The sequence below is a fragment of the Marinobacterium sediminicola genome, assembly GCF_022343685.1.
Classification (GTDB): Bacteria; Pseudomonadota; Gammaproteobacteria; order Pseudomonadales; family Balneatricaceae; genus Marinobacterium; species Marinobacterium sediminicola.
Genome location: NZ_CP092123.1, coordinates 1,636,904 through 1,657,836, shown reverse-complemented (window position 1 = coordinate 1,657,836; position 20,933 = coordinate 1,636,904). Strand labels below are relative to the sequence as shown.

The window sequence follows — 20,933 nt, the reverse complement described above, 5'->3', positions numbered from 1 at the left end:
CATCAGTTGAAGCGGATCCAGTTTTGTTCACGAGCGACCTCCAGGAACTCCAGTACATCAGGCCCAAGCTCCCCTGCTTCAGGGAAACGAGCCTCCAGAGAGCGGATAATGGCTGCGCAGTCCTGCTCGCCGTCTACTTCTGCCAGAATGGCTCCGGCGCTGTCATTAAGCTTGATCATCCCCTCAGGGTAAAGCAAGACGTGGCAGTTTTGCGCCTCTTCCCACTGAAACCGGAACATGGCATTCAGACTGGGTGTCTGCTCCAATTCAGGTTTACTCATTGAACAGCCCCCGGTGATATACCTTGTCCCTGGTAACCGTGTGATAAGGCGGGCGCGCCAATTCATACGCCATGCTCATGGCATCCAGCATGCTCCAGAGCACATCCAGCTTGAACTGCAGGATTTCCAACATCCGATCCTGCTGCTCACGGGTCGTATAGTGATCCAGCGTGATCTGCAGCCCATGCTCAACATCACGCCGTGCTTCGGTCAGGCGGTTGCGGAAGTACTGATAGCCCTCTGCCTTGATCCACGGATAATGCGTGGGCCAGGTATCCAGACGGGACTGGTGGATATGCGGCGCAAACAGTTCGGTCAATGAAGAGCTGGCTGCTTCCTGCCAAGTCGCACGGCGAGCAAAGTTGACGTAGGCATCAACAGCGAAACGCACACCCGGCAGCACATGTTCCTGAGACAGGATTTCTTCTCGAGACAGTCCCACGGCTTCACCCAACTGCAGCCAGGCTTCAATACCCCCTACGGCGCCGTCATAACCATCATGGTCCATGATCCGCTGCATCCACTGACGACGCACGTCACGGTGGGGGCAGTTCGCCAGAATGGCGGCATCCTTGAGCGGAATGTTGACCTGATAGTAGAAGCGGTTGGCCACCCAGCCGCGGATCTGTTCGGGAGTAGACTCCCCTGCGTACATGGCAATGTGGTAAGGGTGGTGGATGTGATAAAGGTCGCCTTTGGCGCGCAACGCCTGTTCAAACTCACTGCGACTCATCGGTTCTTTGTTGCTCATCTCAGGTATCCTCAGAGTTCAATGCTCATGCCGTCAAAAGCGACCTCGATGCCATGCTCGGCCAGTACACCCCGCTCGGGCGAATCTTCGATCAGGATCGGGTTGGTATTGTTGATATGGATGAGTATCTTGCGTGGCTTCTTCAGGGTATCCAGATAAGCGATCATGCCGTCCTCACCGGACTGCGGCAGGTGTCCCATGTGAACACCCAGCTTGTCGCCTACGCCAGCATGGATCATTTCATCCTCACGCCAAAGCGTTCCATCGACCAAAAGACAATCAGCCTGCTCCATTATCGGATGCAAGTGATCCTCAATCTGCCCCAGCCCCGGTGCGTAAAACAGTGAACGCCCGGTTTCATCATCCTTCAGCAGGATGCCAATGTTGTCACCCGGGTGCGGATCATTACGGTGCGGCGAGTAAGGCGGCGCACTGGAGCGCAGCGGCACGGCCGTCAGGGTAATACCGGGCACCTCGGGGATGGTGAATTCGTTATAGGTGTCACTGCTGGGAATCTGGTTCCAGACCAGGCCGCCATTCCAGTGCTCGAGCATATTGAAGACCGGAAAACCGGTACTCAGGTCCTGTTTAACCATATCGGTGCAGTAGACTTGATGCGGGCAACCTTCACGAAGCATCAGCAACCCGGTGGTATGATCGATCTGACTGTCCATCAGAACGACGGCAGCAATGCCGGTATCACGCTTGCCCTGCTTGGGCTGCAGAGGCTCAAAGCTTTCCAGCTGAGCACGGATATCCGGTGAGGCGTTGAAGAGAATCCAGTCACGGCCGTTCATGCTGACCGCAATAGAAGACTGGGTACGTGCTTTGGCATTCAGGGTGCCGTTGCGCAAGCCTTTGCAGTTATCGCAGTTACAGTTCCACTGCGGAAAGCCGCCCCCGGCCGCTGAGCCTAAAATCTGTATTTTCATTATTCTGATGTCCGCTGGGGGTAGGAATTGCCTGTAGGCAGAAAAAAGGCAGCCCAAGGGACTGCCCGGTTTGCTTAGCGGTTAGCGAAGTACATGGTTACTTCGAAGCCGATACGCAGGTCAGTGTAGGCAGGTTTAGTCCACATGATGCTTTCCTCTTTTTTGTTATCGATTTGTCACTTTAGACACCCTGATAGTAGGCAAGAGCCCCCCTGCCCCAACATGGTACTTTGGAACGAATTCAGGGCTGATTTGGTATAGTGACTGGCGGCACCATTGATGACCGAATCTTCTGGTACCGGGCCGCTCCACAGACAGAGGCGCAAACGCTCCTCCATCCACACATAAAAAAACGGCCCGAAGGCCGTTAAAATATTGCTGCAGAGCAAATGCTGCCAGGGTAAAGCAGCCGTGAATTGCACATCCTTGTGCTGAGCTTCAGAGAAAGCGCGCGACTTAGAAGAAGCCGAGCGGGTTGATGTCGTAGCTCACCAGCATGTTCTTGGTCTGCTGGTAATGATCGAGCATCATTTTGTGAGTCTCGCGACCTACGCCGGACTTCTTGTAGCCACCGAAGGCTGCATGAGCCGGGTACTGGTGGTAGCAGTTGGTCCAAACACGGCCAGCCTGGATACCACGACCCATACGGTAAGAACGGTTCATGTCACGGCTCCAAACGCCCGCACCCAGACCGAATTCGGTATCGTTGGCGATGGCCAGTGCTTCAGCTTCATCTTTGAACGTGGTTACAGACACAACCGGGCCAAAGATCTCTTCCTGGAAGACACGCATGTCGTTGGTGCCCTTCAGCAGAGTCGGCTGGATGTAGTAGCCGTTGCCCAGGCTGCCGTCCAGTTGCTCCTTGTCACCACCGATCAGCACTTCAGCGCCTTCGTTACGACCGATGTCGAGGTAGCCCAGAATCTTGTCGAACTGCTCCTGAGAAGCCTGAGCACCGACCATGGTTTCGGTATCCAGCGGGTTACCACGCTTGATCTTCTTGATGCGGTCAATAACACGCTCAATGAAGCGGTCGTAGATGGTTTCCTGAACCAGCAGTCGTGACGGGCAGGTGCAGACTTCACCCTGGTTGAAGAACGCCAGTACGGTACCTTCGACACACTTGTCGATGAAAGCATCTTCATGATCCATGATGTCTTCGAAGTAGATGTTCGGAGACTTGCCGCCCAGCTCGACGGTAGACGGAATGATGTTTTCAGCAGCGCATTTCAGGATGTGAGAACCGACCGGGGTAGAACCGGTGAATGCGATCTTGGCGATACGAGTGCTGGTTGCCAGAGCCTGGCCAGCTTCAGCACCGAAACCGTTCACCACGTTCAGCACACCTGCCGGCAGCAGGTCTTCGATTGCTTCAATCAGCTTGAGGATTGACCAGGGAGTCTGCTCGGCCGGCTTCATCACGATGCAGTTACCTGCCGCCAGGGCCGGAGCGATCTTCCAGGCGGCCATCAGCAGCGGGAAGTTCCACGGAATGATCTGTCCAACAACGCCCAACGGCTCGTGGAAGTGGTAAGCTACAGTGTTTTCGTCGATTTCGCCGATAGAGCCTTCCTGAGCACGGATACAACCGGCAAAGTAACGGAAGTGGTCAACGGCCAGCGGCACGTCAGCAGCCAGCGTTTCACGAACGGCTTTACCGTTATCCCAGGTTTCTGCGACAGCGATCTGCTCCAGGTTGGCTTCCAGACGGTCAGCAATTTTCAACAGCAGGTTAGAGCGTTCGGTAACAGAGGTACGTGCCCAGGCATCCTTGGCAGCGTGAGCCGCATCCAGAGCCAGTTCGATATCTTCAGCAGTGGAACGCGGGATTTCACAGAAGGCTTCGCCTGTCACCGGAGAGATGTTCTGGAAGTACTCACCCTTGACCGGAGCTTTCCACTCGCCGCCGATAAAGTTGCCGTAACGCGGCTTCAGAGTGACAATGGAATCTGCCTGTCCTGGCTGTGCGTAGATCATATTCTTGGCCTCTTGTTGTTATTCGCATCACGCTCGAAGAGCAGTAACGATTGACGATTCAATCTTAGCTACCGCCAACGATATCCGAGTATAGTGCCTTGGGCCTGAGAATGTGGCTCTTTAGTAGTAAACAGGATGAAGTTTCTGAAGGGGCAGAATGGGCAGGAGTAGCCCCCTGCCCGGTGTAAGTCACGTCACCAGCTGCCGACAACGTAACCGAGTTTTTCCGGTAACCAGAGCGCAATGCCTGGCACCAGCATCACCAGCAACAGGCTACAGGCCATTGCGGCGATAAATATCAATGCCCACCCCATGGTGTGCTCCAGACGAATCTGTGCAATACGTGTAGTGACCATCAGGTTCACAGCAACCGGAGGGGTAAACTGACCGATGGCAATGTTCATCGCCAACAAAATACCAAACCAGACCGGATTCCAGCCAAAGTGATTCATCAGTGGCAACAGAATCGGGATCAGGATCAGATAGATCGACACGGCGTCGAGCAACATCCCCGCCAACAGCACCAACAACATCACCAGCAGCAACAGCACCCAGCCATTGTCGGACAGTGACAGCAACCCTTCTGCCAGATGCTGGAAGGTTCCCAATGTTGTCCCCGCCCAGGCGAAGATACCTGCCAGTGCGATAATCAACATCACGACCCCGGAGGTTACCGCCGCCTCAGTGACCAGATTAAACAAATCTTTAATGCCGAGATTACGGTAGATCAGGCTACCGACTACAACACCATAGGTTACCGCTACGACCGCAGCTTCCGTCGGAGTGAACAACCCTGAGCGTAAGCCACCCAGAATGATCACCGGTGCAAGCAGCGCCGGAATTGCAGCCTTGAAACTGGCCCATAGCGGTGGGCGCTCAGATGCTTCCGGGTCTTCCCAGCCATATTTTCGCGCCAGCAGCAGCGCAGGCACCAACAACGAAAGACCGGCCAGAATGCCGGGGAACAACCCGGCCGCAAACAGCGCACGCAAATCCACGCCCGGCACCACGATGGAGTAAAGAATCAGCGCAATCGACGGTGGAATCAGAATCGCTGTAGATGAAGAGGCCGCAATGAGCGTTGCTGAGAATGGCTGAGGATAACCGGCCTTTCGCATGCTCGGCAGCATCACCATCGCCACAGCTGCCGCATCAGCCGGCCCTGAACCACTCATCCCGCCCATGATCAGACAGACCAGAACAGCCACGACAGCCAGGCCTCCGTGACGCGGGCCGATGATAGCCTGAGCAAAACGTACCAGACTCGCAGCCACCCCAGCTCTTTCGAAGATCAGACCCGTGAGTATAAACAGCGGAATCGCAATCAGCGGATACTTGGCAACACTGTTGTAGGTATTGGTACCGAGCGTTGCCAGCATATCCGGTGACAGACCTGTGAGAATGCCAACGACACCGCCAAGCCCAAGCGCGATGGCAACCGGCACCCCCAACAATAGAGCCAGCAGAAAACTGCCAATCATCAACAGATCAGGACTCATGTATCACCTCCTCGTCCTGTTGACCACGCAAGCGATCCAGGAGGTTCTGCGTCATGCGAATGATGATCGCCGCCGCCATCAATGGCAGCCAGATTACGTAAATCCAGTTGGGAAGACCCAGCCCCGGCGATAAGGACTCCCATTGATACTCTTCAAGGGCAAACAATGATCCGTACCAGGTAGTAATGCCCAGCACCACCACTCCGGCCAGCCACTGCAACACATAGACCAGCTTAAGCATCCCCTTCGGCAAGTGGTGTTCAATAAGCTCTATGCGGATATGCTGGTTATGCCGTGCTGCCACTGCAGCCCCGGCAAATGTCAGCAGAACCAGGAAGAAAACCGAAAACTCTTCGGTGAAGGCAAAAGATGCATCGGTCGCATAGCGCACGATGACATTGCCAAGACTGATCAAACAGATCGCGATCAGCGCCAGACTGGCTAGCCAGGCCTCCGGCCTGAACTTGGGGCGTCGAGTAGACATTTCAGCTCCGTTCAAGACAACAACGCCCGCACAATAGGCGGGCGTTCAGGCGGTTCAGGGAGGTTAATTGCGATTGGCAACCGCTTCCTGAGCCTGTTTCACCAGGTCTTCACCAATACGCGGTACCCATTTCTCATAGACGGATTGGGTCGCTTCAACAAAAGCAGCATGCTGCTCCGGCGTCAGATCCGTTACTTCTACACCACGCTCTTTGATTTTGGCCAGCGTTTCATCCAGTTCGGCACGGGACTTTTCGATTTCCCACTTGCCGGCATCAATCGCAGCCTGCTGGAGCAACTGCTGATCTTCCGGTGAGAACTGTTGCCAAACACGTGTACTGACAGCGAATACCAGAGGATCGGCCATATAGCCCCAACGAGTCAGGTACTTCTGACCAACCTGATCGATACGCGCAACGTCAAAAACGGAAAGCGGGTTTTCCTGACCATCAACCGCACCGGTTGTCAGTGCCGGCTTCGCATCAGCCCAGCTCATCTGGGTCGGGTTGGCACCCAGCGCAGAGAAGGTATCCTGGAACAGCGGCGAACCGACTACGCGAATTTTCAGCCCTTGCAGATCGGCTGGCTCGTCAACGGTCAGTTTAGAGTTCGACAGCTGACGGAAACCGTTTTCACCCCAGGCCAGCGGGGTCACTCCACGTTTCTCAATTGCGGCAAAAACGGCTTTACCTGCCTCACCTTGCGTAATCGCATCAATGGCAGCATGGTCCGGCATCAAGAATGGCAGCGAGAACAGATTCAGTTCAGGCACCTGCGGCGACCAGTTGATGGTTGAGCCCACCGCCATGTCGATCAGGCCGGAACGCATGGCCGAGAATTCCTTGGTCTGGTCACCTGACACCAGCTGTGCGCTGCTGTAGATCTTCATGTTGATACGCCCTTCTGAGCGCTCCTTGACCAGCTCGACCCATTTGTCCGCAGCCTGTCCCCAGGGGAAGGCAGACGGCAATACAGTGGATACGGTGTATTCAGCCTTGTATTCGGCATGGGCGATGGGGCTCATCAGCATGCAGGCAGCTGCTGCAGCCATGAATGTACGACGTTTGAGCATCTATCAGTCCTTTATCAATATGATCCAGCAGGCAGGGTTCATTTCAGCTCCAAAACCGCATGGAGCAAAACAGCCTCTCAGGGATTATAAGGTCGTGATTGAAGCTGGCGCAAAATGAATTGTTTCAAATTTGAAACAAGAAACGAAAAATCCCCGCTGTTGCGGGGATTTGAGAAGGTGCGTTAGACCAAGGTTTAATGATCAGGAGCAACCTTGGGCGCATCCTGATTCTCATAAATGAGGATCGGTTCGGATGTACCATTGATCACGCCTTCATCAATCACAACCTTGGCCACATTCTCAAGTGACGGCAGTTGATACATGATTTCGAGCAAGGTCGCCTCAAGGATTGAACGCAGACCACGAGCACCCGTACGACGCTCAAGCGCCTTGGATGCAACAGCCTTGAGCGCTTCCTCTCGGAAGTCGACCTCAACGCCTTCCATTTCAAACAGAGCCTGGTACTGCTTGACCAGACTGTTCTTCGGTTCGGTCAGTATCTGGATCAGGGCTGATTCATCCAGCTCGGACAACGTAGCCACCATCGGCAGACGACCGACAAATTCGGGGATGAGCCCGAACTTGACCAGATCTTCCGCTTCAACGTCGTGCAGTACTTCACTCAGACGGCTCTCGTCCTTGCTCTTCACCACAGCACTGAAACCGATGGAACTGCGTTCGCTGCGATCACGGATGATCTTTTCCAGTCCTGCGAAGGCACCGCCGCAAATAAACAGGATATTGGATGTATCCACCTGCAGGAACTCCTGCTGCGGATGCTTACGCCCACCCTGCGGCGGAACCGAGGCAACAGTGCCCTCGATCAGCTTCAGCAGTGCCTGCTGTACGCCTTCACCGGACACATCACGCGTGATTGAAGGATTGTCCGACTTGCGGGAAATCTTGTCGATCTCGTCAATGTAGACAATGCCCAGCTGGGCTTTCTCAACATCGTAATCGCACTTCTGCAGCAGCTTCTGGATGATGTTTTCCACATCCTCACCCACATAACCGGCTTCGGTCAGCGTGGTTGCATCTGCAATCGTGAATGGCACGTTCAGCAGTCGTGCCATGGTTTCAGCCAGCAAGGTTTTACCACTGCCGGTAGGACCGATCAGCAGTATGTTGCTCTTGCCAAGTTCTACATCGCCCTTCTGCTGGAAACGCAGACGCTTGTAATGGTTGTATACAGCAACTGCCAATACTTTCTTGGCGCGCTCCTGACCAATTACATAGTCATCCAGGGTTGCCTTGATCTCTGCCGGTGTCGGCAGGGTTTCGCGCGGCTCTTGCTCGTCGCTCTCCTGAATCTCCTCACGGATAATATCGTTACAGAGATCGACACACTCATCACAGATAAAGACAGAGGGACCTGCGATCAATTTACGCACTTCGTCCTGGCTTTTGCCACAGAAGGAACAGAACAGCTTGCTGCCCTCGCCTCCCTTGCCGGTCGTCTCGTCTGCCATCTTATTACCTCAAAAAACCGTTTACTCTTTGTATGCGCCCGATACCGGGAAATTTCAACCCCGAAACCCTAATCGTTGTTTCGGCCTGACTCTCCCGGTACCGGTGATGACATCAGTCGGTGCCCAGACGGCGTTCCAGAACCGAGTCAATCAGGCCGTATTCGGCTGCGGTCTTCGAATCCATGAAGTTGTCGCGATCAGTATCACGCACGATGGTTTCGAGCTCCTGGCCAGTATGCTCTGCCAGCAGGCGATTCAGCTTCTCACGGATGGTCAGGATTTCGCGGGTGTGGATTTCGATATCCGTCGCCTGCCCCTGATACCCACCCAGTGGTTGATGAATCATCATGCGTGCATTAGGCAACGCAAAACGCTTGCCCTTGGCACCGCCAGCCAGCAGGAAAGCCCCCATACTGCAAGCCTGGCCGATACACATGGTGCTCACATCAGGCTTGATGAACTGCATGGTATCGTAGATCGCCATACCCGCCGTGACGGAGCCACCAGGGGAGTTGATATACAGGTGAATGTCCTTATCGGGGTTCTCGGCCTCCAGGAACAGAAGCTGAGCCACGATCAGGTTAGCCATGTGGTCTTCGACCTGGCCCACCATAAAAATTACCCGCTCCTTGAGCAGGCGTGAGTAGATATCATAGGCACGTTCGCCGCGTGAACTCTGCTCGACAACCATCGGCACCAGGCCGGAGTTGGTAATTTCGCTGGAGCGCCCAGTGTAGATATCTGCCATGCACAAATTCTCCTTACCCTGATAAGCGAAAAAACGACAGTCAGCCAAGCCAACTGTCGTTTTCCTTATGGCTTACGCCCTGACCGGGAATCCGGATCAGGCTTCGCTTTCTTCTGCTTCAGCAGCTTCTGCCTGCTGCTGTGCCGGCTGAATGGCTTCCTCATAAGGAACTACCTTTTCAGTGACTTTAGCAGATGCAACAAGATGATCAACTACCTGATCTTCCAGTACCAGGCTCTTGATCTGGTTCAGGATCTGGTCGTTACCGTAGTACCAGTCGATGACCTGCTGGGCATCCTGGTAAGTAGAAGCCATTTCTTCAATAGTTTCACGAACGCGATCTTCGTCGGCTTTCAGCTCAGCAGTTTTAACCACTTCCTGCACCAGCAGACCGACGCTAACACGACGCTTGGCCTGATCTTCGAACATTTCCTTCGGCAGCATGTTCGGATCGATGTTGGCGTTCGGACCACCGAACTGCTGGATCGCCTGGCGACGCAGGTTGTCGATTTCGCTGTCGATCAGAGCAGACGGTACTTCGATGTCGTTTACTTTCAGCAGCTGCGTGAAGACCTGATCCTTCAGCTTCATCTTAAGAGCCTGCTTCAGTTCACGTTCCATATTCTTGCGAACTTCACCTTTGAAGCCGTCCAGATCCTTCTCTTCGATACCGAAACGAGAGAAGAACTCTTCATTCAGTTCCGGCAGCTCCTGAGCAGATACGGACTGTACCTTGGTTTTGAATACGGCTGCTTTACCTTTCAGGTTTTCAGCGTGGTAGTCTTCTGGGAAGCTAACTTCCAGATCGAACTCTTCGCCCGCCTTTTTACCTTCCAGACCGGCTTCGAAACCCGGAATCATTGCGCCGGAGCCCAGTACCAGATCGTGGCCTTCAGCCTTGCCGCCTTCAAACGCTTCACCATCGATGAAACCTTCAAAATCGATCTTGATGCGATCGCCATCAGCAGCAGCGCGGTCAACTTCAACCCAGTTGGCCTGCTGCTTCTGCAGAGTTTCGATCATTTTGTCCAGATCAGCGTCAGCGATTTCGGCAGTCTGCTTTTCAAGCTCAACACCGCTGAGATCCTTGAGTTCGATCTCCGGGTACACTTCGAAAGTAGCGACGTACTGCAGATCTTCGCCTTCTTTGTCGTTCTTGAATTCGATGCTCGGGCCACCAGCCGGCTGCAGTTTTTCCTGCTCAACAGCGGTGTAGAAGGTTTCCTGAACTACCTGACCCAGGACGTCCTGACGGATCGCGCTGCCAAACATGCGCTTGATCACCTTGGGCGGTACTTTACCCGGACGGAAGCCATCCAGACGGCGAGTGCGTGCCTGCTGAGCAACCAGTTTGTCGACGTCCTGGTCGATGCGCTCAGCCGGAACAGTGATGGTCATCTGACGCTCAAGGCCGGAAGTCGTTTCAACAGAAACTTGCATGGAGATCCTCACAAATAGTTTTGCAGCATGATGTAGCGACCTGCAGGCTCGTCTTAATATAGAACGACCGACCAGCAGAGCCAAAAATTCTAAAGCGCGAAATTTTCATGCAAGCGCAGCCATTAGTCAAGCAAAACGCCGCATAACAGAACGCAAAAACAGCGCACAATAGCGCCGAAATTGGAATTGAAACAATAAGATAGGATACAAGGAGGAGATACACTGGGGTGGACGATGGGGCTCGAACCCACGACCACCGGAATCACAATCCGGGGCTCTACCAACTGAGCTACGCCCACCACATTAGTGTATCGGGTGTTCATGGTGCGGACGGAGAGACTCGAACTCTCACACCTTGCGGCACTGGAACCTAAATCCAGCGTGTCTACCAATTCCACCACGTCCGCATCAGCAAACGCCGATGATGTTGCCTGAGGTAATGGGGTGGACGATGGGGCTCGAACCCACGACCACCGGAATCACAATCCGGGGCTCTACCAACTGAGCTACGCCCACCACAACCTCTTTTTACTCAACCATCCAGACGACCTGGCACGCCCGGCAGGACTCGAACCTGCAACCTACGGCTTAGAAGGCCGTTGCTCTATCCGGTTGAGCTACGAGCGCATAACACGCCGCCTCGCCTTGAGTAAGTCCCCGTGTCGAGGAGGTGCGTATATTAGACACGCTTCTTTTGAGCGTCAACACCTTTTTTTAATTTTTTTAACAATAACAACACCCTGTAACCAAAAGAGCGATAAAAGTCCATTGGCTCCCAGACGATAAAGATGAGAAAATCAGCGCATTCTCTGCATCTACAATGTACTTAAAGGAAAAGACCTCACTCATGAGCGCTCAGATCATTGATGGCAAACAGATCGCTGCCCAAGTCCGTCAACAGGTTCGCGCAGGTATTGACGCCCGCCTGGAGGCTGGCAAGCGCGCGCCCTGCCTGGCTGTAGTTCTGGTTGGCAGCGACCCTGCCTCCCAAGTATATGTTCGCAACAAAAAGAACGCCTGTACCGAGGTAGGCATTACATCAAAAGCGTATGACCTGCCCGCCGAGACAGCTCGCGAAGAACTGCTGCAGCTGGTCGATGACCTGAACAACGATTCCGAAGTGGATGGCATTCTGGTCCAGCTTCCACTGCCTGCCCACCTGGATTCCACCGAAGTACTGGAGCGAATCCGCCCTGACAAGGATGTAGATGGCTTTCATGCTTTCAACCTGGGACGACTGGCACAGCGCATCCCTGTACTCCGCCCGTGCACTCCTAAAGGTGTCATGACCCTGCTGGCGTCCACCGGAGTTGACCTTCATGGTCAGGAAGCAGTCATTGTTGGTGCATCGAATATCGTCGGACGCCCAATGACACTTGAGCTCTTGCTGGCCGGCTGTACGACCACCACAACTCACCGCTTCACTCGCGACCTCGAAGCGCATGTACGCCGCGCTGACATTGTTGTAGTGGGTGTCGGAATCCCCGGACTGGTCAAAGGTGACTGGATCAAACCGGGTGCAATCGTCATTGATGTAGGCATTAATCGTCTGGATGACGGACGTCTGGTCGGTGATGTTGAGTATGAACCTGCTGCCGCACGTGCAGGCTGGATCACACCTGTACCTGGCGGCGTCGGCCCCATGACCGTCGCAAGCTTGATGGAAAACACGCTTGAAGCCGCCAATCGACTGGATGACTGATCATTACGCCCGACTTGCCACACTCAAGTCGGGCATTTCTTACTACGCTATCTTTCGGCGGCCTGACTGAGCCAACAGACCTCACAGCCCCACAAAAAGCAGGACCTGCAGGATGCAAATTGACGCCAAGCTTGATGAAAGCTCCAGGGATAGCCGTCGTCACCTTCAATTTTGGCAAAGCCCGGTACTTGCATTACTGATTCTCGTCTCGGGACTGGCGCTCAGTTTTTACCTGTCATCCCATTTCGCCAAACAGTCTCGGGAACGCCTCCAGGATCGCTTTCAAGCCACGGTACAGCAGACCACACGCGTTATTCAGGAAAAAGTCGACCGATTTTCCCTGTTAATGATGGCTGGGCGCGGACTGGTTCTGAACAACCCATCGCTCAACTCTGCCGAGCTGAATGTACGCTGGCATCGCATGTTCGATTCATTCAACGTGAATTACGGTGATATTGGCGTCGTTGGCCTCAGCTTCACACGCTTCATCGCGGCACATAGCCGTGAGACATTTATAGATGAGTTCAACCGGAACAACTCCCGTAAACTGACGATTTTTCCACCACCGGCTGACAATCAACCCAGTCTGGTGGTTATGCATCTTGTACCCAAAAGCATTGAAGATCGCGTACTCGGCTACGATATCATGAGCGAGGAAAAACGCCGTCAGGCTGTACTGGAAACCCTGCGCACGGGCAAGATGGTTTTGAGCCGGCCCTTATCCCTGCTGCCGACTGATATCAATTCCCTGGATTACCTCCAGATGCTGCCTGTTCGATCAGTACTGAGTGACGGTGAAACGCATTTTCTTGGCGTCGTGACCATTGGGTTCAGCATGAGCATGCTGATCAATTCCAGCCTTGAGGACTTGCCTACTCCCATGCGTATCCAGCTGATCGATACGCGCGAGTCTTTGGAAACTCCCGGTTTCGATACTCATCCCGATCTCGGCAATACCCCCCCCTTGCTCAGCATGACCCGTATTATCACTATCGGCAAACACTCGCTGACTCTGCGCATTTCCAGTCTGGATCCGAGCGCCATCTCAGCCTTTAGTCGTCACTATGATACCGCTACCCTGATGTCAGGCATCTCGATCACGCTGATGCTCACACTGATTTCAATGTTCTTTATTGTCACTCGACAACAAGCCCTTCAGCTCAGCCGAAACATGGCAGCACAGGCTGAAGAGATGTATCAACGCTATGAATCCCTTTTCGCCCAGTCTCCTGAAGCGATTGTTGTACATGTAAATGGCAAGGTAGAACTTGCGAATCAGCACGCTGCTCGCCTTTTTGGCTGCGGGTCCCCTGATGAACTTTATCAGCGTGACATTACTGAGCTAGTTCATCCCACGAGCATTGAATTTGTTGAGCGACGACGCGAAATCCTGAGCAGCGGCTCACCGCTTGAACCCGCCGAGCAGCTCCTTTTGCGCTGCAATGGCCAGCCATTCATGGCAGAAGTATCAAGCTCACTGATCAACTATCAGGGCCAGGAGGGCATACAGGTCGTATTCAGGGATATCACTGCAGCCAAGCAGCAGCGGCTTGAGCACAGAATGGCAAGCACCCTGTTTGAACATAGCGCGGACTCGATCATGGTTACGGATAACCGAGGCAAGATCGAGATGGCAAACCCTTCGTTTCAACGCCTTACCGGTTACAGCAGCAAAAGCGTCATCGGGCGCACTCCCGATCTGCTCAATGCAGGGCATCACAGCAGTGAGTTTTTCTACAAGCTCTGGTCATCCGCAAAAGGGAATGGTTTCTGGCGCGGTGACATTGTCAATCGGCGCAAGAATGGACAACTTTATATTCAGGAAACCGAAATACATTCATTGCGCAACGAGACACAGGATATAACCCATTTCGTCTGCTTTATGCGTGATGTAACCCAACAACGCGATGGCCTCGAAATAGATGTCAGCTCCACGACTGCGCAACAGCCGTCCAAACTGCCTAATCGCCTTCATTTCCATGCCAGTGCCGAGAGCGATCTGCGCAGAGCCAAAGAGACAAATACACCCTTTGAGGTTGGCATCATCCGAATCGGACACCCAAGCACGCCTGTTGATGGGACCGACAAAAATCATGATCAACTTGAGCGACTTTCACTGGTTGCACAGATACTGGAATCAGCGACCAACAACATCAGGGTTGCACTCCTGAGCGATCATGAACTGGCCATAGCCAAGGACGGAACAGCATCGGTCTGCGATGGCGCCCAATTGAGAAAATACATTCTCAAGCACCTGCCTCCTGCGAGCGAGAGCAGAACCGATATCACTGTTGCCATCGCTCGCTATCCGGAGGACGGCTGCGACCTTGAGAGCCTGATGCTGGTAGCAAAAAATCGCGCAGATCAGGCATAAAAAAGCGCCACCCAAAGGCGGCGCCCCAATGAAAACGACACCGTTACCGATTATTGTTCCCGGTACCAGCTGGTTCCCTCGCGACCATCCTTGAGCACGATTCCCTTTTCAGCAAGCAGGTCACGTACACGGTCAGCCTCTGCAAAATCCTTGTCCTTGCGTGCCTGATTACGCTGTTCAATCAGAGCCTCTACCTCATCGGAGGTCAGATCACCTTCTCCAGCCTCTCCCTGAAGGAAAGCCCTGGGAGACTGCTCTAGCAAACCGATCATACCCGCAAGCTGTTTAAGCTGTGCAGCCAGAGCCGGAGCATCAGCATGCCCCTCACGAACAGACTTGTTAAGTTCACTCACCAGCTCGAACAAGACTGCCAATGCACGCGGAGTATTGAAGTCATCATCCATCGCCTCAAAAAAGCGTGATTCAAAGTCATTATCAAGCCCTTCAGAAGTCTCTGCAGCCTCGACTGAAGCAAGGGCCTGATAGAAACGCTCAAGCGCACTCTGGGCTTCTTTCAAGCCGTCTTGTGAGTAGTCGATATAACTACGGTAGTGCACACTTGCAAGGAAGTAGCGTACCACCTCGGCGTTATAGTGCTTCAGCACTTCGCGAATGGTGAAGAAGTTGCCAAGCGACTTGGACATTTTTTCCTTGCCCATTCGCACAGGACCTGCATGCATCCAAAAGTTTGCGTAGGTACAGCCGTTGGCAGCCTCAGACTGGGCAATTTCGTTCTCGTGATGTGGAAACGGCAAATCAGGCCCACCACCATGAATATCAAAGCTGTCTCCCAGGCAGCACTTGGACATCGCGGAGCATTCAATATGCCAACCCGGGCGCCCTGCTCCCCATGGAGACTCCCAGCTCACCTCACCCGCCTTGGCTGCTTTCCAAAGCACGAAGTCCAGCGGGCTTTCCTTGGCTTCCCCAACCTCAACCCGAGCGCCGGACCGCAGATCCTCGATAACCTTATTGGTCAGCCGACCATAGCTTTCAAATTTTTCAACACGGTAGTAAACGTCACCATTGTCTGCAGCGTAAGCAAAGCCCTTATCGATCAACGTGCTCACCATATCAATAATGTCACCGATATGAGCCGTAGCACGTGGCTCCTGATCTGGACGCAGCACATTGAGCCGACTTTCATCTTCATGCATTGCTGCAATCATGCGCTCCGTCAACTGCTCAACGGTTTCACCATTCTCAGCCGCACGGCGAATGATCTTGTCATCCACATCGGTGATGTTGCGCACATAATCAACATTCCAGCCACGCGCTCGCAGGTAACGGGTGATGACATCAAAAGCCACCATAACGCGTGCATGACCAATATGGCAGAAGTCATAGACCGTGACACCACATACATACATGCGGATTTTGCCCGGCTCGATCGGAGTAAATAGCGTCTTGCTGTTGGTCAGGGTATTGTAGATATGAAGCATTAGGGTCAGCCGAATTCTGTAAAATCAAGAGACCCGCCCCAGGGCGGGACAAAAATATTTCAGGATTATGCCTGAAGATTCAAGCAACTGCGATCAGGGCAACGGGATGAACCCAAGCCAACTCTGTCCCAGCAGACTGGATTCCCGCGTCAACACGAGACCATCAGGACGCCAAAGCACTGCTTCCCACTGCCCTGCTGGCGAAAGCGGATGGCGACGAGCATTTGACCAATCCGGCGCATTCTGAACGACCGGTATCAACCAGATAAAAGCCGACGAACTAAAGCGATTCCGGGTATAACCCAGCAACACCAGGCGTTGACGATCAGGGTCGTAATCAGCCGCGGTTATCAAACCGCCAACCGGGTAAGCAGCCTGACTCACCAGAGCATGGCGCTCACCATCCGCTGACAGCCTATACAGACGGGTCTGCTGATCCTGCCAGTTCTTGCTGAATACCCAGAGCTCATCACCGACCGCAGTGGCCGCCTCGCAATCGTTGTTATGCTCATGCACACCCGCTGAAGGCTGGGCATCCGCAAACCTGAACTCGGTCAGGCGCGAAGGCACTGCTTCCTCGGTATCAGTGGCAAGATCATCCCAGCGAACCGAGTAAACCTGCATCCATTCCCGCAGCCCAGCATTATTGCCGCAGTCAAAAATATGAAGGTAATCCCGATCCTGCGCCAATTCTTCCCAATCGAAATTCAGCGCATCCAGAACAGCGCGACGCTGAACAACCTCGCCCTTCTCAGGTGAGATTTTGTACAGACGCGGCCGGTCACCACTGTCATTGTGGGTCCAAAGCTGACTGCCCTGCGCAGCCAGCCCGGACGTTTCACTGATTTCACTGACCAACAACGCCGTGCGCTCAACTGAAAGCACGGGATACTGTGTCGTGAGCATGGTGGACGCACAGCCACCTGCCAGCAGTGCCATAGCCACCAGCAAGCGCGCCGCGCCCGCTCTCAACCGCATCTTTTATTTACCCTGAATCTTGGCCCAGGAGTCACGCAGCGTAACGGTGCGGTTAAACACCAGCTTGTGTTCTGTCGTGCTTGTATCCACGCAGAAATAGCCCGTACGCTCGAACTGATAGCGACTCTCGGTGACGGCATGCTTAAGCCCAATCTCGGCACGCGCTTCAGACATCACTTTCAGCGATTCCGGATTCAGGAATTCATGGAAGTCACGCGTCTTGTCACCGTCAGGGTTAGCTTCCGTAAACAGACGGTCATAGAGGCGCACTTCGCAAGGCACGGAGTTATCGGCGGACACCCAGTGAATAACACCATTGGGTTTGTAATCCGTCGGGTTTTCGCCCTTGGTTGCAGGGTCATAGCTACAAATCAGCTCAACCACCTCACCCTGCTCATCCTTGATCACTTCATCGCAACGAATGACATAGGAGCCACGCAGACGAACGGCATCACCCGGCGCCATACGCTTCCACTTGCGAGGCTTCTCTTCGGCGAAGTCTTCCCGCTCAATCAGCAGATTGCGCGTGAAAGGCACCTTGCGAATCCCCATGGATTCATCTTTCGGGTGCGCCGGCAGCTCAAACCACTCCTCGTCGCCTTCAGCAAAGTTGGAGATGGTAACCTTGATCGGATCTATGACACACATGGCGCGAGGCGCATTGGCATCCAGATCATCACGGATCGCAGCCTCCAGCATCCCCATATCCACGGTTCCATTAGAGCGGGTTACACCAATCATCTCGCAGAAATTGCGAATGGATGCCGGCGTAAAACCGCGACGACGCATACCCGAGATCGTTGGCATACGCGGATCATTCCAGCCATCAACATGACCTTCATCGACGAGCAGCTTCAGCTTACGCTTACTGGTTACTGTGTAATTCAGGTTCAGACGAGCGAATTCATACTGACGCGGCGTAGCCGGCACCGGCAGATTATTGATGAACCAGTCATACAGCGGGCGATGGTCTTCAAACTCCAAAGTACAGATGGAGTGTGTAATGCCTTCCAGCGCATCTGATTGGCCATGCGTAAAATCATAGGAAGGATAGATGCACCACTTGTCGCCGGTCTGGTGATGATGGGCATGACGAATTCGATAAATGACCGGATCGCGCATATTGATGTTGGGCGCAGCCATATCGATCTTCGCACGGAGGACACACTCACCCTCCTCGAAATCACCATTGCGCATCTTTTCGAACAGCTCGAGGTTCTCTTCAACGCTACGGTCACGGTATGGGCTGTTTTTACCTGGTTCAGTCAGGGTGCCGCGAAATTCGCGCATCTCATGCGCGCTGAGGCTATCAACGTAGGCTTTGCCTGCCTTGATGAGATGAACGGCCCAGGCGTACAGCTGATCGAAATACTCGGAGCTGTAACGAATATCACCACTCCATTCAAAGCCAAGCCAGCGAACATCTTCAATTATGGAGTCGATATACTCCTGGCTTTCCTTCTCAGGGTTGGTGTCGTCGAAGCGAAGATTACACTGACCATTGAAGCGTTGTGCCGTACCAAAGTTCAGACAGATCGATTTAGCATGACCAATGTGCAGATAGCCATTGGGCTCAGGCGGAAAACGGGTCACCACCTGCCCATTATTCAGGCCTTTTGCGAGGTCATCTTCAATAATCTGGTGGATAAAGTTGTTCGGCTTGGTGCTGTCGTTTTTGGTCATATCCATGTCTTGTCGAAGCTGAAAAAGGCCGGCCAGAACGCCGGATACAGTGCCAGGCATTATAACCGTAGAAGCTACTCAGACGCACCTGGATCACCATGAAAAGAATAAAGCGTCTGCCAATGGATGCAGCAACTTAATACTTGAGTATAATGGGCGGACACATAAGAGAAACAGGGAAACTGGAAATGATCATCCTGAAAACCAACGTCGGCACAATCACTCTTGAACTGGACCATGAGAAGGCTCCGGTTACCGCTGCCAACTTTGAACAGTATGTCCGTGACGGATTCTATGACGGCGTCATTTTCCACCGGGTCATTGATGGCTTCATGATCCAGGGCGGCGGTTTTGAACCAGGTATGATCCCGAAAGAAACGCGTGAACCCATCCAGAACGAAGCAGACAACGGCCTTTCCAACCAGGCAGGCACCATTGCCATGGCCCGCACCATGGACCCCCACTCTGCTTCAGCCCAGTTCTTTATCAACGTTTCAGACAATACCTTCCTCGACCACACAGCCAAGACCACTGAAGGCTGGGGCTATGCCGTATTCGGCAAGGTTGTTGAAGGCATGGACGTGGTCAACAAGATCAAGAAAGCCAGCACAACCATGCGTGCAGGTCACCAGGATGTACCGGTAGAAGACATCATTATTGAGTCTGCAAGCATCGAACAGCCGGAGGGCTGATGCTGCGCTATTACATTGCAGACCTGCATCTCGATGCCAAACGCCCGGATATTATCCGGGCGTTTAGCATGTTTCTCCATGAAAAAGCGTGTCATGCCAACGAGCTATACCTTCTGGGCGACATTTTCGAAGCCTGGATCGGTGACGATGCCACACCCGAATACCTTGCCCCCCTGCTGAGTCAACTCCAGGAATTAAGCCTTAGTGGCGTCAAGATTTTCTTCCAGCATGGAAACAGGGACTTTCTTGTGGGTGAAGGCTTTGCCCATCGAACCGGTAGTCATCTCATCAGCGAATTGCACTGTACTAACAGCCCTCACGGAAAAACGCTAATACTACACGGCGACCAGCTATGCACTGAAGACGAGGACTATCAGGCCTTCCGCAACCTGGTACGCAACCCTCAGTGGCAACAGCAATTCCTGGCAAAACCGATTAACGAGCGACTGGAAATCGCTCAAAAGCTGAGAGCAGCCAGCAAGGAGCAGGGAGCCATGAAATCAGCTGACATCACCGATGTCACTCCCGCCGCAGTCAGTCAACAACTGACAGCGCATGGTGCAAACCTAATGATCCATGGTCACACTCACCGTCCGGGCATACACTCTCAACAGAGCCCTTCAGGCGGCATGAGAGTTGTTTTGGGAGACTGGGACAGTCACGGCTGGTACCTGGAACAGGACGAACAAGGCAGCCGGCTTTACGCCTTCGAACTGCCTTGCAAGGAAGGGCTCACTGCAGAGCTGCGGGACTCTTTAGGAGTGCCAGGCTAGGCTTGCCACTATGGAAGCGGAACTCTTCATCTTCAGCCAGAATAAGCTCCGCTTCCAACTGACGAAAGTATTCGACGCGCTCATCGATAGGCTCACCCGCATAGGCCTCTGCCAGTGACAGGTAATCCTGATAATGACGCCCCTCTGATTTAAGCAGTGACCGGTAAAAACGCGCCAATTCATCATCCAAATCCGGCGCCAAAGCAGCAAAGCGCTCACATGAGCGCGCCTCAATGAAGGCACCGATAATCAGAACATCTATCAGCCGACCGGGTTCCGAAGTACGAACATCCTTGCGCAATCCTGCAGCATAGCGCGCAGGGCTCAGGTGACCGTACTCAAGACCGCGAGCATCCATAATCCCGAGCACTTGCTCAAAATGGATCAGCTCTTCACGCGCCAGGCGTGACATTTTGTTTAACAGATCGGACCGATCAACATAACGAAACATCAACGTCATTGCTGTTGATGCTGCCTTCTTCTCGCAATGCGCATGATCCGTCAACAGCAATCGCATCGCTTCAGGCCTTGCAGCAAGTTGAAGCCATTCTGTTGGCGTCTCGCAGCCCAGAAAGCCTTTTATTTCGGTCAACACATCCATCAGAGCCAAACCAATTTCAAATAATGAACAGAACTG

The 20,933-nt window shown here is 53.5% G+C and carries 19 protein-coding genes and 4 tRNA genes; 4 read left to right on the top strand and 19 right to left on the bottom strand.

Annotation, left to right across the window (positions count from 1 at the left end; genetic code table 11):
- Nucleotides 1-2 precede the first annotated feature (2 nt).
- From pqqD to LN244_RS07560, 15 genes are all read right to left on the bottom strand, one after another.
- Nucleotides 3-281: a pyrroloquinoline quinone biosynthesis peptide chaperone PqqD gene (pqqD, locus tag LN244_RS07630; protein ID WP_239042240.1), complete on the bottom strand. Its 279-nt coding sequence runs from the start codon at nucleotides 279-281 to the stop codon at nucleotides 3-5.
- Nucleotides 274-1,032, bottom strand: coding sequence for a pyrroloquinoline-quinone synthase PqqC (gene pqqC / locus LN244_RS07625; protein WP_239042239.1), 759 nt, complete (start codon nucleotides 1,030-1,032; stop codon nucleotides 274-276). Before pqqC ends, pqqD begins: the two co-directional genes overlap by 8 nt.
- 11 nt (nucleotides 1,033-1,043) lie before the next feature.
- The gene (gene pqqB / locus LN244_RS07620; RefSeq protein ID WP_239042238.1) at nucleotides 1,044-1,964 is read right to left on the bottom strand and encodes a pyrroloquinoline quinone biosynthesis protein PqqB; all 921 of its coding nucleotides are present in this window, start codon (nucleotides 1,962-1,964) and stop codon (nucleotides 1,044-1,046) included.
- A 74-nt stretch (nucleotides 1,965-2,038) separates the two neighbouring features.
- A complete protein-coding gene (pqqA, locus tag LN244_RS07615; protein ID WP_003243383.1) occupies nucleotides 2,039-2,110 on the bottom strand; it encodes a pyrroloquinoline quinone precursor peptide PqqA in 72 nt (23 codons plus the stop codon).
- Between the two features lie 310 nt (nucleotides 2,111-2,420).
- On the bottom strand, nucleotides 2,421-3,941 hold the full coding sequence (exaC, locus tag LN244_RS07610; protein WP_239042237.1) for an acetaldehyde dehydrogenase ExaC: 1,521 nt from the start codon (nucleotides 3,939-3,941) through the stop codon (nucleotides 2,421-2,423).
- Nucleotides 3,942-4,135: 194 nt separating this feature from the next.
- Nucleotides 4,136-5,440, bottom strand: coding sequence for a TRAP transporter large permease (locus LN244_RS07605; protein WP_239042236.1), 1,305 nt, complete (start codon nucleotides 5,438-5,440; stop codon nucleotides 4,136-4,138).
- On the bottom strand, nucleotides 5,430-5,924 hold the full coding sequence (locus LN244_RS07600) for a TRAP transporter small permease (protein ID WP_239042235.1): 495 nt from the start codon (nucleotides 5,922-5,924) through the stop codon (nucleotides 5,430-5,432). The genes LN244_RS07605 and LN244_RS07600 overlap by 11 nt, the downstream gene beginning before the upstream one ends.
- A gap of 63 nt (nucleotides 5,925-5,987) precedes the next feature.
- Complete coding sequence (locus tag LN244_RS07595) at nucleotides 5,988-6,995, bottom strand: DctP family TRAP transporter solute-binding subunit (RefSeq protein WP_408904458.1); 1,008 nt, start codon at nucleotides 6,993-6,995, stop codon at nucleotides 5,988-5,990.
- 194 nt (nucleotides 6,996-7,189) lie between these two features.
- A complete protein-coding gene (clpX, locus tag LN244_RS07590) occupies nucleotides 7,190-8,464 on the bottom strand; it encodes an ATP-dependent Clp protease ATP-binding subunit ClpX (protein WP_239042234.1) in 1,275 nt (424 codons plus the stop codon).
- 112 nt (nucleotides 8,465-8,576) lie between these two features.
- Entirely contained in the window at nucleotides 8,577-9,212 is a 636-nt protein-coding gene (gene clpP, locus LN244_RS07585; RefSeq protein ID WP_239042233.1) for an ATP-dependent Clp endopeptidase proteolytic subunit ClpP, read from the bottom strand.
- Between the two features lie 96 nt (nucleotides 9,213-9,308).
- On the bottom strand, nucleotides 9,309-10,652 hold the full coding sequence (tig, locus tag LN244_RS07580; RefSeq protein ID WP_239042232.1) for a trigger factor: 1,344 nt from the start codon (nucleotides 10,650-10,652) through the stop codon (nucleotides 9,309-9,311).
- 223 nt (nucleotides 10,653-10,875) lie between these two features.
- A tRNA-His gene (locus LN244_RS07575) sits at nucleotides 10,876-10,951 on the bottom strand.
- A gap of 23 nt (nucleotides 10,952-10,974) precedes the next feature.
- Nucleotides 10,975-11,059: transfer RNA gene (locus LN244_RS07570), tRNA-Leu, on the bottom strand.
- Between the two features lie 33 nt (nucleotides 11,060-11,092).
- Nucleotides 11,093-11,168: transfer RNA gene (locus LN244_RS07565), tRNA-His, on the bottom strand.
- A gap of 34 nt (nucleotides 11,169-11,202) precedes the next feature.
- Nucleotides 11,203-11,279 (bottom strand) — tRNA-Arg (locus LN244_RS07560).
- Between the two features lie 220 nt (nucleotides 11,280-11,499).
- On the opposite strand from LN244_RS07560, the gene folD reads away from it, so the two are divergent.
- Together folD and LN244_RS07550 are read left to right on the top strand one after the other, a co-directional pair.
- On the top strand, nucleotides 11,500-12,354 hold the full coding sequence (gene folD / locus LN244_RS07555; protein WP_239042231.1) for a bifunctional methylenetetrahydrofolate dehydrogenase/methenyltetrahydrofolate cyclohydrolase FolD: 855 nt from the start codon (nucleotides 11,500-11,502) through the stop codon (nucleotides 12,352-12,354).
- Between the two features lie 112 nt (nucleotides 12,355-12,466).
- Complete coding sequence (locus tag LN244_RS07550; RefSeq protein WP_239042230.1) at nucleotides 12,467-14,728, top strand: PAS domain S-box protein; 2,262 nt, start codon at nucleotides 12,467-12,469, stop codon at nucleotides 14,726-14,728.
- 50 nt (nucleotides 14,729-14,778) lie between these two features.
- Here LN244_RS07550 and cysS read toward each other — a convergent pair whose 3' ends face one another.
- The 3 genes from cysS to LN244_RS07535 all read right to left on the bottom strand — a co-directional run bounded on the left by cysS (nucleotide 14,779) and on the right by LN244_RS07535 (nucleotide 18,831).
- The gene (cysS, locus tag LN244_RS07545) at nucleotides 14,779-16,170 is read right to left on the bottom strand and encodes a cysteine--tRNA ligase (RefSeq protein ID WP_239042229.1); all 1,392 of its coding nucleotides are present in this window, start codon (nucleotides 16,168-16,170) and stop codon (nucleotides 14,779-14,781) included.
- A gap of 93 nt (nucleotides 16,171-16,263) precedes the next feature.
- Nucleotides 16,264-17,148, bottom strand: coding sequence for a hypothetical protein (locus tag LN244_RS07540; protein WP_239042228.1), 885 nt, complete (start codon nucleotides 17,146-17,148; stop codon nucleotides 16,264-16,266).
- A gap of 3 nt (nucleotides 17,149-17,151) precedes the next feature.
- A complete protein-coding gene (locus tag LN244_RS07535; protein WP_239042227.1) occupies nucleotides 17,152-18,831 on the bottom strand; it encodes a glutamine--tRNA ligase/YqeY domain fusion protein in 1,680 nt (559 codons plus the stop codon).
- 188 nt (nucleotides 18,832-19,019) lie between these two features.
- Between LN244_RS07535 and LN244_RS07530 the strand changes: the two genes are divergently transcribed.
- Both LN244_RS07530 and LN244_RS07525 read left to right on the top strand, forming a co-directional pair.
- Nucleotides 19,020-19,523 carry a peptidylprolyl isomerase gene (locus LN244_RS07530; protein ID WP_239042226.1) on the top strand — a complete coding sequence of 168 codons (504 nt, stop codon included), beginning with the start codon at nucleotides 19,020-19,022 and terminating at the stop codon, nucleotides 19,521-19,523.
- Complete coding sequence (locus tag LN244_RS07525) at nucleotides 19,523-20,296, top strand: UDP-2,3-diacylglucosamine diphosphatase (RefSeq protein ID WP_239042225.1); 774 nt, start codon at nucleotides 19,523-19,525, stop codon at nucleotides 20,294-20,296. Before LN244_RS07530 ends, LN244_RS07525 begins: the two co-directional genes overlap by 1 nt.
- On the opposite strand, the gene miaE is transcribed toward LN244_RS07525, so the two are convergent.
- The gene (gene miaE, locus LN244_RS07520; protein WP_239042224.1) at nucleotides 20,256-20,897 is read right to left on the bottom strand and encodes a tRNA-(ms[2]io[6]A)-hydroxylase; all 642 of its coding nucleotides are present in this window, start codon (nucleotides 20,895-20,897) and stop codon (nucleotides 20,256-20,258) included. The two genes, LN244_RS07525 and miaE, sit on opposite strands and share 41 nt — an antisense overlap.
- Nucleotides 20,898-20,933 lie beyond the last annotated feature (36 nt).